The sequence below is a fragment of the Enterococcus mundtii genome (genome assembly GCF_013394305.1).
In the GTDB taxonomy this organism is placed as follows: Bacteria; Bacillota; Bacilli; order Lactobacillales; family Enterococcaceae; genus Enterococcus_B; species Enterococcus_B pernyi.
In genome coordinates this window covers 2,658,200-2,671,301 of record NZ_AP019810.1, presented here as the reverse complement: position 1 = coordinate 2,671,301, position 13,102 = coordinate 2,658,200, and the positions used below count along the sequence as shown (strand labels likewise).

The 13,102-nt window shown below is 39.6% G+C and carries 9 protein-coding genes; 1 reads left to right on the top strand and 8 read right to left on the bottom strand.

Going from position 1 to position 13,102, the window contains the following annotated elements:
- Positions 1 to 31: 31 nt before the first annotated feature.
- From HZ311_RS12840 to HZ311_RS12810, 7 genes are all read right to left on the bottom strand, one after another.
- Entirely contained in the window at positions 32 to 2,188 is a 2,157-nt protein-coding gene (locus HZ311_RS12840; RefSeq protein WP_137072138.1) for a peptidoglycan D,D-transpeptidase FtsI family protein, read from the bottom strand.
- A gap of 253 nt (positions 2,189 to 2,441) precedes the next feature.
- On the bottom strand, positions 2,442 to 3,287 hold the full coding sequence (locus HZ311_RS12835) for a MurR/RpiR family transcriptional regulator (RefSeq protein ID WP_010735849.1): 846 nt from the start codon (positions 3,285 to 3,287) through the stop codon (positions 2,442 to 2,444).
- 280 nt (positions 3,288 to 3,567) lie between these two features.
- The gene (locus tag HZ311_RS12830) at positions 3,568 to 3,840 is read right to left on the bottom strand and encodes a VOC family protein (RefSeq protein ID WP_232092490.1); all 273 of its coding nucleotides are present in this window, start codon (positions 3,838 to 3,840) and stop codon (positions 3,568 to 3,570) included.
- Between the two features lie 174 nt (positions 3,841 to 4,014).
- On the bottom strand, positions 4,015 to 4,818 hold the full coding sequence (locus tag HZ311_RS12825) for an AraC family transcriptional regulator (protein WP_178946738.1): 804 nt from the start codon (positions 4,816 to 4,818) through the stop codon (positions 4,015 to 4,017).
- 159 nt (positions 4,819 to 4,977) lie between these two features.
- On the bottom strand, positions 4,978 to 6,912 hold the full coding sequence (thrS, locus tag HZ311_RS12820) for a threonine--tRNA ligase (protein ID WP_019723795.1): 1,935 nt from the start codon (positions 6,910 to 6,912) through the stop codon (positions 4,978 to 4,980).
- Positions 6,913 to 7,232: 320 nt separating this feature from the next.
- The gene (locus HZ311_RS12815; RefSeq protein WP_178946737.1) at positions 7,233 to 7,415 is read right to left on the bottom strand and encodes a 2-hydroxymuconate tautomerase; all 183 of its coding nucleotides are present in this window, start codon (positions 7,413 to 7,415) and stop codon (positions 7,233 to 7,235) included.
- Positions 7,416 to 7,525: 110 nt separating this feature from the next.
- Positions 7,526 to 9,337 carry a heavy metal translocating P-type ATPase gene (locus HZ311_RS12810; RefSeq protein ID WP_023519423.1) on the bottom strand — a complete coding sequence of 604 codons (1,812 nt, stop codon included), beginning with the start codon at positions 9,335 to 9,337 and terminating at the stop codon, positions 7,526 to 7,528.
- A gap of 196 nt (positions 9,338 to 9,533) precedes the next feature.
- On the opposite strand from HZ311_RS12810, the gene helD reads away from it, so the two are divergent.
- Positions 9,534 to 11,816 carry an RNA polymerase recycling motor HelD gene (gene helD, locus HZ311_RS12805; RefSeq protein WP_178946736.1) on the top strand — a complete coding sequence of 761 codons (2,283 nt, stop codon included), beginning with the start codon at positions 9,534 to 9,536 and terminating at the stop codon, positions 11,814 to 11,816.
- Between the two features lie 199 nt (positions 11,817 to 12,015).
- Here helD and HZ311_RS12800 read toward each other — a convergent pair whose 3' ends face one another.
- Positions 12,016 to 12,654 carry a hypothetical protein gene (locus HZ311_RS12800; RefSeq protein ID WP_019724515.1) on the bottom strand — a complete coding sequence of 213 codons (639 nt, stop codon included), beginning with the start codon at positions 12,652 to 12,654 and terminating at the stop codon, positions 12,016 to 12,018.
- Positions 12,655 to 13,102: the final 448 nt, after the last annotated feature.

Genomic DNA, 13,102 nt, shown 5'->3' with positions numbered 1-13,102 from the left:
TTGAGGCTAAATACTTCGGCTCTGACCTCTGTTATCTGTTTGCCATGAACATATCGTAATAAGCATTCATGATTTCTTTGGCTATGACCGAATTCATATGGTCTTTTTCATCTAGCAGGTTTGGTAAGACAACACTTACCGCAATCTCAGGATTTTCTGTTGGTCCGTAAGCCACAATATTACTATTGACTGTTACGATATCGGGATGACCTTCAGCGACTGTTTCGGCTGTCCCTGTTTTAGCAGAAAGATCCATTTTTGCATCTGCTAATGATCGAGCAGTCGTGTAGTTATTTGTTCCATGGACTACTTGATGGAATCCTTCACGTAAAAGGGCCATCTCTTCAGGAGACACGTCTACTGTATTTTCGACAACTGGTTCCATCTCTTTTTTCACTTCACCTAAGTTACCATTCTCGTCGTTCCCGTAAATGCCTTTGACAATGCGTGGTTGGATTCTTTTTCCACCGTTTGCTACTGTTGCTGCATATTGCGCTAACTGGATCGGGGTATACGTATCGAACTGGCCAAATGCCAAGTCAGTAAAGTTTCCTGGTGTGAACCAGTCTTGTCCGTTGTCTGCATTGAATTTCTTCATGTATTCAACAGAGTGTGAGATCCCCGCAGACTCATTTGGTAAATCGATCCCTGTGACTGTTCCAAGTCCAAATTGTTTAAAGCCGTCACGCAATTGTTCATACGCTTGTGCCTCTTCACTTAGACTAGGTAAGCCCATATTTGGTACGTACTCTAACCCTAGCATCTTCAACGCTACTTTGATCATATAGGTATTTGATGAAAGCTCTAACGCTTGGACCACATCCAAAGGTACAGATCCAGTACGATTGAAGACGGAGCTTTTTTCTGAAGAGCCTTGTAATCGAATCGGTTCATCTACTAATACTTGATTACCGCTGATCACGCCACTTTGCCAACCGGCGGCTAACGTACCTGCCTTTACAACAGATCCTGGAACAAAGGCATTCGTGATCGTACCAAGGGCATTTTCAGTCAACTCTTTTGAGCCTTGCTCATGGCTGAAACCCGTCATCGCTAATACTTCACCTGTTTGAGGATTCATCGCGACTACATACGCACCTGGTGAGTATTGGGCTTTTCCATTATCGACTAATTTTTGATAATTGTTTCTAAGAATCTCTTCGACCTTCGCTTGGAACTCTGCATTGATCGATAACATCAAATTCGATCCTTTTTCTCCTGCATACAATTCTTTTTGTTGGATGACATTTCCATTGTTATCTAAAGTGATTTCATATTGTGTCTTTGTGCCTTGCAAGACATCTTCATATTGTTTTTCTAAATAGCTTTGGCCTACTCGGTCATTACGTGAGTAGCCTTTTGCCAAGAATTCTTCCACTTGATCGGCAGGTAAGCCTTGTTTTTCTGATGTTACGCTTCCTAGAATACTCTTTATGGAATCCGCCGCATTATACTGGCGTACCCAGTCAGTTCCTGTTGAAACACCTGGCAGGTCTGATGCATGTTCTGCCACGATCGCCAATTCTTGATCTGTAACACCAGAATTTTTGATGAAAACTGTATTCAGTTCATACGCATTATTCATTCGTTTAAAAATCGTTGCTGCTTTCAATTGTTCCTCATTGAAATTGATTTCCTCATCTGTCACTTTATCTACAGTTGCTTGGTATTGCTCACTCGTACTCAAGCTTTTTTCTTTTGCCGATAGGCGTTCAGTCGCAGCTTTCAAATGATTGGGATCTGCTAACCAAAAATCCTTCTTGTCACGTGTAGTCAAATTTTCATCCACTGGCATATCGATCAACTGTGTCAAGGTATTTGCTGTTTTCAGCAAATCCTCCGCTGTCATATTTCTGCCTCTCGTGAACGTGATTGCTTGGTTGGCTTGGTTTGTCACCAAAGCTTTCCCGGTGGCATCGTAGATCATGCCTCGGGGTGAACTTACTTGTACCGTTAGAGACGAAGATGATTTGACTTTTGCTTCTAGTTCCTCACTGTTTACGATCTGCAAATAACCTAATCGAGCAATCAATGACACGAACAACGTAAATATAATGAAAAAAAGGAAATTTAAACGAAAGGGAACATGTGACCGTCGAAACGTTTTATTTTTTGGTTCTTGTGTTCCTTTTTTTATTCGATCTAACCAAGAATTATTTGTATTTTTTTTCATAAAACTTTTCATCATTCCTTCTTTTTCGCCTACTTATAGGCTCCATTGTACCTAAAAAAAACAAAATTAAAAAGTAAAATCCTGATCCGCAAGAAATTCTTTAATTCTCGACCCAAAAAAGACTAGTTTGTTTCACAAACAAGTAATGTGTCACACAAATGGATTCTAAAAACTTTAAAAAATATGGTTATTTTTGAAAATAAAGTTTTCTTTTACTGTGAAACAATGGAAACAAATATGACATTGTGGAAAACTATCATCTGTTATTTCATTTTTGTTTGACATAATTTTTGATCACTTCTTTGGTTTGAGTGACTTTCTCGGTTAATTTTTCATTCTTTGCCATATAAAGATAAAAAATGATATCAATCGTTGCAAATTGAGCCAATAATGAGTTAGTTGCTGCACTTCGGTTCGTGATTTCTTTTGGTCTTGATGTCTGGACAACGACATCGGCCAATTTACTTAATCGGTTATTTCCAAATTGAGTCAATGCGATAATATCGATTCCCATTTCTTTGGCTAACTGTCCGATCATCACCACTTCTTTGCTGTTTCCTGAGTTAGAGACAAGCCATAGCACTTTTTTTGTTTCATTACTCACTAATTGTGGCAATAAGACGTGGATGTCTTTTTCAAAAATGATTGGTTTTCCTACACGAGACCATTTTTGGAGGATATCCTCAACGACTAAAGAAGATGCGCCCACACCATATAGATAAACTGTTTGTGCTTCTTCCAGACGCTCAACGACACGTTGGATCATCTCCTCTTCTAAAATATCCACGGTTTCTTTGATCGCTACTTGCGCATTATTCCCTAATTTATGTTTGATTGAATAAAATGATTCATTTGGTTCAATATCGCTGAATCCTTCCACGATACCTGCTTGTAATTCGGTGGAAATAGTGATTTTAAAATCCGTTAAACTTTGAAAGCCAAGTTTTTTGGAGAAACGAACAACTGTGGGAGCGCTCAGGCCCGCCGCTTCTGCTAACTCATTGGCTGTCATCGTTGGTATTTTTTCTACATGTGTTACGATATAATCTGCTAGTTTTCTTTCGGCAGAAGAATAGTCATTCATCATACTTTCAATGCGACTCACTACGCTCATCTCATACACATCCCTTTTTCTAAATGTCTATGTCATTATATCATACTCAAAGGCAAACAATTCTCATACTAAACAAGAAAATAGAGAATATCCTTTGTTCTCTGCCTGCTCAACCGATTACTGTTATTCCTAAAAATCAATCGCTAAAAAAAGAAGCCAAGGTATAAGTGGCAACATGTCACACCCTTATCTTGGTTTCTTTTGACTTATCATTTATGGAGTTTCACAGAATCAGCTATTAAAAACAAAAAAAAAGAAAGAAGCAACATCCAAAAAGAAACTAATACCCATCATTCAGTTCAAACAAATTGCCTTCTGGGTCTCTAAAGTAGGCACTGGTAAATCCTCCCCAAGCCTCTATTTTCTGAGGGTCACCTAAAAAAGTGACACCATTTGCGGTTAACTTCGCATAGTCCTTTTGGATATCCTTCGTAGGTAATATTATCACCACTGTATCAGATATTCCATTTTTAGCAGACTGTATATACCCTTTGACCAAAGACATTTCTTTTGCTGACGTCATATCAAAACAGTTAGGTTCTCCTTTTGCCATAGCAAATGACGTATACGGACCTTTTCGATTTCCCCATGTAGGAACCAATCCTAATTTTTTTGTCTAAAAATCATAACATTCCCCATAATCTTTTTGAATCAACAATCCAATTTTTGCCTGATTAAAGTTCATCTATCGACCACTCCTTTTTTAAGTTAGTTTTATTGTAGCAACTTAGGTTAGTAACGTATTGGATAGAAGCGACATTTTTCGCTGCTCACTCAACTTAACAAACTCAATGGGTGTGAGGCCAATATTTTTTTTGAACTCATTGATAAAATGGGACTGGTCATAATAATTTCCAATAAGCTCCCTTCGATCAGCAGGTTGTTTTAATAAAATGGTCAAACTATGATGAAATTTTATGGTCGATAGAGCCAATTGTGGGGTGAGACCGTAATGCTTTTTGAATAGCCGTTGGACATGCCTTGGACTAAGTCTCGTATATTCGTATAATGCTTGTGGGGAAGCTAATTTTTTTATATATAGTTTTTCAAATAACTGAATGTATTCCGTCGAAGAGATACATTTGGCTAATCCGGATAAATCGCTGATCAGCGATTCTTTCATTTCTTCAATCGTGAGCGCAAAAAGATGGGTTGTATCAAACCCAACATCTACTTCTTCAATGAACAACACTTGATCCATCGCTGCTGTTGCCTCTCGACCAGTGAAAGCAGAAAAAGCACCTGGCTTTAAGCGAAAACCAATATAGTGTTCGGGAAAACTTGAGAGAAAGTTGAAGTCCGTTTTACTTGAACCAGTATAGAAAACAGATTGCTCCAAAACATTGACAATCAAATCAATGCAACCGTCGGCGATGATCACGTCGGTGACCGTACCGCTAAAGTCAAATGAAATAGACTCCCACATACACACCAAGACATCTGCTAAGACTGGGAGAACCGTTTCTTTATAATGTATTTTTTCTTCATATGCTTGATGAAACAGATGATGAGGTTGGATTGGTTGATACATTCTCTACGTTCCCCCTTATTTATCTAATACATTTATTTTAGCACGATCTAGCGTTTTGACGTGTGTAATGAGTGCCCCATAAAAAAACAGGAAGGAACAATTCTTTGTTGTCCTTCCTGTTTTTATTAAATTAGGCGTTGGTTCTCTTGCTAACTCGTCTTAACGGCTGTAATTATGAACCTCTTCTGCCATTGCATCGACAAAGATATTCAAGTCCTCTACAGCAGTTTCTTTACTACCATATCGGCGGATATTGACTGTTGCATCTGCCACTTCTTTATCCCCAACTACGATTTGGTATGGGATTTTTTGCGTTTGTGAGGCACGGATCTTATAACCCATTTTTTCATTGCGATCGTCGACTTCTACACGCAAGCCTTTCATTTGTAGACGTTCTTTGATTTCATAAGCGTAATCTGAATGAGCATCAACTGAAACTGGGATGATCGTTGCTTGGATCGGTGCCAACCAAGTTGGGAATGCGCCTTTGTATACTTCTGTCAAGTATGCCACAAAGCGTTCCATTGTTGAAACGATGCCTCGGTGGATAACGACTGGGCGATGATTATTTTCGCCATCTTCTCCTACATAAGTTAAATCAAAGCGTTCTGGTAATAAGAAGTCTAATTGGATCGTTGATAATGTTTCTTCTGTTCCCAATGCTGTTTTAACTTGGACATCTAATTTTGGTCCATAGAAGGCTGCTTCTCCTTCTGCTTCGAAATAGTCAAGTTCCATTTCATCCATCGCAGCTTTTAACATGATCTGTGCTTTTTCCCACATGGCATCATCGTCAAAATATTTGTCTGTGTTGTTTGGATCACGGTAACTTAAACGGAAGCGATAGTCTGTAATATTGAAATCAGCGTAAACTGCGACCATCAACTCCAACGTACGTTTGAATTCATCTTTGATCTGATCAGGACGAACGAATGTGTGTCCGTCATTCAATGTCATTTCACGTACACGTTGTAATCCAGACAACGCACCTGATTTTTCATAACGGTGCATCATACCAAGTTCAGCGATACGGATCGGTAACTCACGGTAAGAATGGATTGTATTTTTGTAGACCATCATATGATGTGGGCAGTTCATTGGGCGTAGCACGAGCATCTCGCCATCTCCCATATCCATTGGTGGGAACATATCTTCTTGGTAATGATCCCAGTGACCTGAAGTTTTGTATAACTCTACGTCCCCCATGATCGGTGTATACACATGTTGATAGCCTAAGCTGATTTCTTTGTCTACGATGTATCGTTCGATCGTACGACGGATTGTTGCACCTTTTGGTAACCAGAAAGGTAAACCAGAGCCAACTTCAGGAGCTACCATGAATAATTCTAGCTCTTTTCCTAGTTTGCGATGGTCTCTTTCTTTTGCTTCTTCACGCATTTGGATAAACGCTTTTAACGCTTTTTTATCAAAAAATGCTGTTCCATAAACACGTTGCATCATTTGGTTATTTGAATTTCCACGCCAGTAAGCTCCTGCCACAGATAATAATTTGAAGACTTGGATACGACCAGTTGATGGGACATGTGGCCCACGGCATAAATCGATGAATTCTCCTTGTTGGTAGGCAGTGATGACTTCGTCTTCTGGTAATTCGCTGATCAGTTCCACTTTGTAAGGGTCACTTGCAAAGATTTCTAATGCTTCTTGTTTTGATAACACACGACGTTCGATCGGCAAATTTTCTTTGACGATCGCCATCATTTCTGCTTCGATCGCTGGTAGGTCTTCGGCACTGACTTGGCTCTCACCGTTATCAGTATCGTAGTAAAATCCTGAATCGATTGCTGGTCCTACACCAAAGTGGATATTTGGATATAAACGGCGCATGGCTTGTGCCATCAAATGAGCACTTGAATGACGAATCAAAGCAAGTGCGTCTTCATGATCAGGTGTCACAATCTCGATTGAGCCATCCTCTTCGATCCCGCGGTTCAAGTCGATCAGTTCGCCATTCACTTTTCCAGCTAAGGCTTTTTTGGCTAAACTTTTAGAAATACTTTCTGCAATTTCTGCAGTGGTGATCCCTGGCGCAAACTCTTTGACTGCACCATCAGGAAATGTCATTTTTATCATAGGGGTTCCTCCTTTAAATTTCCGTTTTTAGCTTCGCCACCAATAAAAAAAGTCCTAGTATCTGTACAGATACTAGGACGAAAAATTCGTGGTTCCACCTAATTTTGAATACGACATGCGTATTCCTCAAGCGTGATAACGGTACGACCGCCTCTGTTTCAACAAAGGTTTCGAAAGTGGTCATCCTTTGGTTTTCTCCTGGAAAAGTTTCAGCCTAGCTTTTCCTCTCTTATCGAAGACTCTCAAATTCAGTTGTCTTTCTCATCAATCATCTATGTGTTTATTTAACCACTATTATTTCAAAAAATCAAGTCTCGAATTCACTTATTTTTCCATTCACCATTGACACCATACGTGCCTTTTTTCATTTCGTTGATAATTACATGAATGTGTTCTTTTGGTGCTTGCGTATTTTTATGGACCGCCTCGGTGATATCTTTCATCATGTTTTCTAATTGTTCTGGGCTACGTCCTTCGACTAATTCAACATGTACGAATGGCATGTTTTCAACTTCCTTTCATCGTTCACTTTTGTATTGATCAACTATTGCTTCTCTCTTTGCATCATACCGCAAAAAGATTTTGCTGAAAAGTCTCTTTTATCATTTTGCCTTTAATTTTGTGTGATCATGGCATGTGGTTGTTGTTTCGCTGATTTTTTTGCACGTAACGCACTTAAAATGGAAACTGTATCAACCACTTCTTGAAGCATCGCGCCAAACAATGCTGGAATGACTCCTGTACTGGCAACGAGCATCAAAAAGACACAGACAAAAATCCCAATCAAAACAGATTGTTTCGCTACTTTCATCGTTTCTCTAGAAATCATCACTGCTTCTGCTACTCGTTCTAAATCATCTTTCAAAATGACGACATCTGCGCTTTCACTTGCAGCAGTTGAGCCATGTGCGCCCATGGCGATGCCTACATCTGCGACAGTCAAGGCAGGAGCATCATTGACACCATCTCCTACCATCGTGACAGGCCGCTTTTCTTTGGGGATACTAGTTAAAATCGTTAATTTATCTTGTGGTAAACAACGAGCATGAACTTCGGTCAAGCCAACTTCCTCGGCAATTGCTTCTGCAACCGTACGACCGTCCCCAGTCACCATCAGTAAGTCGGTGATGCCTTGAGCTTTCAAGCGAGCGATTGTTTTACTTGCTTCTGGACGGATTGTGTCTGAGAAGTAGATCGTGCCGGCGTATTTTTCATCAATCGCCACATAGATCGCAGTTGTATCTGTTTTAGCTTCTGGAACATCAATAAAGCGTGCATTCCCTACTTTAACCTGCCTGCCATCAACCGTAGCGGTAATCCCTTGCCCTGAGATTTCTTTCAAATCAGTGACTGGCAACAATTGGGGAACTGCTTGAACTAAGGAACGGGCCAAGATATGGGCTGAGCCTTGTTCCGCACTCGCCGCCACACGTAATAATTCCGCTTCTGAAAACCCTTGAACGGGAGCGACACCAGTTACTTCAAGCATCCCTTTGGTGATTGTTCCTGTCTTATCAAAGGCAATCGTTTTAGTCTCTGCTAATTTTTCCACAGCGGTACCAGTCTTGACAACGATCCCACTTTTACTTGAACGACTCATTCCCGCTACTAGAGCAACAGGTGCAGCCAAAATCAATGGACATGGCGATGCTACAACTAAGACTTGCACAAAGCGTACAGGATCACCACTAGCCCACCAAGCGATTCCGCCGATCAAGTAAGCGATCAAAGTAAAGGGAACAGCATAACGATCTGCTAGACGGACAAAACGTGCGGGTTTTTCTTTCGATTCCTCTACTAGTTTGATAATTAATTGATACTGGCTATCTTCTGCCCGTTTCTCAACCACCATTTTGACAGATGAGTCCCCATTGACCGAACCGGACATCAATTCATCACCGACTTTCTTGCTCATCGGTTTTGCTTCTCCAGTCAATGACGCTTCGTCAAAAGTAGATTCCCCCATGATCACTCGTCCATCAGCTGGAACGATTTCCCCTGGTTTGATCACCAGATGATCGCCGATCTCAAGTGTGTCTACCGCAACATCAAGTTGTTGATCTCCTTGCAATTTATGGGCAGTTCTTGGCGTATTATCTAATAGGGATTGCAATTCCTGACCTGCTTTTTTTTGCGCATAGTCTTCCAAACTTTCGCCACCTGTCAACATGATCAAAATCATCAAACTCGCCCAATATTCATTGACGAGCAATGTCGCAACAATAGCTGTAATCGCTAAAATATCGACCCCATATTTCCCTGAACGCAGTGTTTTGATCATTTCGACAAACATCAAGAAGGCGAGTGTGCCACCGGTGATAGCAATGATCATAAACGCAAGGCGAGGATGGTCGAACATAAACTCACTGATGAGGGCCACCGCTCCAATCAGTAGTGTCATTGCAAATTTTTTAAAATGTGTCATTTCGTTCAGCTCCTTTCTCCACATTTAGAATACCTGTTCTCTAAAGCCATTTAAACTAAAAACCCCTAAATGAAAACAACTATCACTCTCATGTAGTTTTGCGTTTATTTTTAGTTAACTCACTTGTGTACCTTTTTTAGTCAAACTGTGCTATACTTTTAATTCGTTATTTACGGCGGAAGGAGTAAACGATGCAATGAATGAAAGACAATTAGAACAACAGCATGTGGAAGAAACCACACAAATGATCCAACTTGAACAACGCCTATTGAATCGCAAATTAAGCGACTTGACTGAAAAAATGAATGACTCCACAAAAGAAACAGCTAATCACAAAATACGTAGCGGCTCCAACGAGTCTTTTTATGAGTCAGTGGTCGAATACCGCCAACATGAACAAGAATTGCTTTTAAAATACCATACATTAGAATCTCAGCAAAAACGTCTGCAAACATTAGAAGTAATGAAAGAAAGTCCTTACTTTGCTCGTATCGATTTCAAAGAAGAGACGGAAAAAGAAACTCTCTATCTTGGCATCGCCTCATTGAGAGATACAGAAGAAGAAACCATCGTGATCGACTGGCGTGCACCGATCGCTAACCTGTATTACGAAGGAGAAATCGGCCCTGCTTTTTATGAAACAGATGTCGAAAAAATCGACGTCGAACTTCTCTTGAAACGACAGTTCAAAATCGTTGAAGGAAAAATCGTCTCCATGGTCGATACATCTGAAGTCATCAATGATGATTTTCTATTAGAAATCTTGGATGACGCATCAAGTGCTCACATGAAAAACATCGTGTCGACGATCCAAAAAGCACAAAATGCCATTATCCGTGACACCAACAGTAAAGTGATGCTGATCGAAGGAATTGCTGGAAGCGGTAAGACTTCAGCATTACTTCAACGTATCGCATTCATTCTTTATCACAATCGGAAATGGCTAGATGCTGAGAACGTCTTATTGTTCTCACCAAACCATCTGTTTTCTGATTACATCTCCACTGTTTTACCATCTCTTGGTGAAAGTGGTGTTCCGACACAAACCTTCAAAAATTATTTACAGCAATTAGTTCCTGAATTTGAGTTGACTGAAGAAGAACAACAAGAAGTCGGTTTCCTTTCTGGTGCTGATGACCCGATAAAAACGTTGAAATCCGGATTGACTTTCGTTGATCTCCTGGAGACTTACATCCAGACGATCACTGATTTTGGGCCATTGTTCCGTGAGATGAAAATCAATGGTCGAACGATCCTATCCAAAGAAGCGATCCGAAAATGGTACCAAGAAACCAATGAACTACTTCCATTGCATCAACGTCTATCTTTATTACAGACAAAGTTATTGAAAAAATTAGGCGGTCTGCAAAAGGATGAAACCCGTCAGAAGTGGGTCAAAGAGCTTGCTGAAGAACAACTTCAAGAACTATATGCAACCGATCCAAATTTAGAATACACCGAACAAAAAGAAAAATCATTGCGTAAAAAACTTACGAATCAAATCGTGAAAAAAAGATTCCGTAAAGTTCACCGAGGAATTTTACATTATCAATTCGTCAACTTACCGAAACAGTTTCTTCACTTTTTACAAACGATTCCTAAAACGATGTTAACCGCACATGGAATCAGCGAAACTTCTTGGAACGAACATCTTCAAGAAGTCAAAATGAACTTACGGAAAAGAGAATTGCCACAGGAAGACGCCGTCTTGTACTTCCTATTGATGCGTCGAATCCATCCTGTATCAGTCACACAAAAGGCAAGGTATATTTTTATTGATGAAATGCAAGATTTTGCTCCTTCGCAGGTCGCATTGCTGCAATCAATCTATCCAACTGCCAATCTAACATTTTGTGGGGATCTGAACCAAAATTTTTTTGGGAACGAGACGATCACTGGTTCGTTAGAGTCGCTTTTCCCAGAGAAAGAAGTGACCCAATTCCAATTGACGACGAGCTATCGCTCCACGAAGCAAATCACTGATTTTGCCAATCATTTCTTAGCTCACGACAATCTTGTAGAAACAACGGCTCGTGAAGGTCGCCTACCGTTGATCGTCCAAAGTGATTCATCTACAAGCAAAATCAACTGGTTGGAACAAACGATCATTGACACGAAAGAGCAAGCAAAATATTGGCGTACCGCGATCATTGGTAAAACGATCGCTGAATGTGAAGCACTCTATGAACAATTGCCTGTATCCCTGAAAGATCAAGTCCAATTGATTGCTGATGAATCTGATTTTATGAAACGTTCGATTATTCTTCTTCCTGCTTATCTAGCAAAAGGATTAGAATTTGACCGAGTCTTTTTATGGAATGTCGATGATGCACATTTTAATTCTGGTCATGACAAACAAATCTTATATACAATGTGTACGCGTGCCATGCATGAATTGATCCTATTTACATCAGCGAAAGACGCTTCTTTTCTACAAGCATTGGCTACTGAAAATCATGAGTCTCTCGCTTTAGATTGATTCGTTATTAAAAATAAAAAGCATCAGGGGAATCAGTCCTCTCGCACCACTTTAAACTGAATATACGGCGAGAACAGAAGTAACCTCTTCAAAAAATAAGGCGTCATCCACAAAAATTGAAAAAACAATTTTCGTGGATGACGCCTTATTTCTCGAGGCTAAACACTTCTGTCTCTGCCTCTTTTTATTCATCTATCGATCATAACATCAATTCTGTGTTTGGGTATTTCAAACGAACAAGTGAGACGATCATTCGCAATTCTTCGATATTTTCGGGATATTCTGGGTCAAATACTTTACTATGGCGACCAATCCCTCCGTTATCGATCAGACGATAAATACGATTCCAATCCATAAATTGTTCGACTGTTTGGAAATTACTGATCGGGTAACCCCCACTATCTAATATTTCTGATACACGAAAAGCCAAATAAGCTGTATCAATGACTTTTTCTTTTTTCGTATCTACTTTTTGACTTGTTTCGATCAATATCTTTTCTGGTTGATGCTTCAGACTCCAGTCCAATAATAAAAAGAAAGCTTCCATCCGATAATCTTCTTCAAACAACTGAAATGCTGAGTCAGAACGTCGAAAAAGCAATGGAATCAAATATTTTTTTTTATAGATCAGCATGGGCGCGCGATCAACCATACATTCTAGATAACGATTCAAATAGCCTGTGCCTATATAGTTTCCTAAACGATAGCCTTCTACCCCATAAGGTGCATATTTTTGTGCAAGCTTTGAGCAATCGGTGATATTGACTGCCAACTCTTCTACTTTTTGGTAACCGCTTAGAATACGTTCGAAAGGCTCTAGATTAATTTTTGCTTCCATTATTCTTTCCCCGCCTACATCAAATTACTATTCGTTTACTCACGATACTTTAATAATAACATAGGTTGAAATAGAAATGATAATAAATCACAAAAAAACTGTAACAAATAACACAGGATTTTTAATTTAACTACTCTGTATTTGTTCTCTTTCTTTCAAATCGTATGACTATACTTCTTTTTTAGCTTCACCAATATTTTCTCTTCTCCGAAAAAATCGTATAAATAAAAGTACGAAAGCAAAACATGACATTAGCTTTTTAAGCAGGATAACAGCTGTTTGTTTTTTTAGGAAAATAAAAAAGTGTCTGGACATTCATCCTCTCGTAACACTTAAAACTGAACAAACGGCGGGAACAGAAGTATCTCTTCACAAATAAGGCGCCAGCCACAAAAATTTGAAAAACAATTTTCGTGGCTGGCGCCTTATTTCTCGAGGTTAAACACTT

Bases quoted from the DNA above. Each gene is read 5' to 3' on its own strand.
- HZ311_RS12840 (WP_137072138.1), bottom strand. From the start codon at position 2,188: ATGATGAAAAGTTTTATGAAAAAAAATACAAATAATTCTTGGTTAGAT.
- HZ311_RS12800 (WP_019724515.1), bottom strand. From the start codon at position 12,654: ATGGAAGCAAAAATTAATCTAGAGCCTTTCGAACGTATTCTAAGCGGT.
- HZ311_RS12830 (WP_232092490.1), bottom strand. From the start codon at position 3,840: ATGGCAAAAGGAGAACCTAACTGTTTTGATATGACGTCAGCAAAAGAA.
- HZ311_RS12815 (WP_178946737.1), bottom strand. From the start codon at position 7,415: ATGCCATTCGTACATGTTGAATTAGTCGAAGGACGTAGCCCAGAACAA.
- HZ311_RS12825 (WP_178946738.1), bottom strand. From the start codon at position 4,818: ATGTATCAACCAATCCAACCTCATCATCTGTTTCATCAAGCATATGAA.
- HZ311_RS12810 (WP_023519423.1), bottom strand. From the start codon at position 9,337: ATGACACATTTTAAAAAATTTGCAATGACACTACTGATTGGAGCGGTG.
- HZ311_RS12835 (WP_010735849.1), bottom strand. From the start codon at position 3,287: ATGAGCGTAGTGAGTCGCATTGAAAGTATGATGAATGACTATTCTTCT.
- helD (WP_178946736.1), top strand. From the start codon at position 9,534: ATGAATGAAAGACAATTAGAACAACAGCATGTGGAAGAAACCACACAA.
- thrS (WP_019723795.1), bottom strand. From the start codon at position 6,912: ATGATAAAAATGACATTTCCTGATGGTGCAGTCAAAGAGTTTGCGCCA.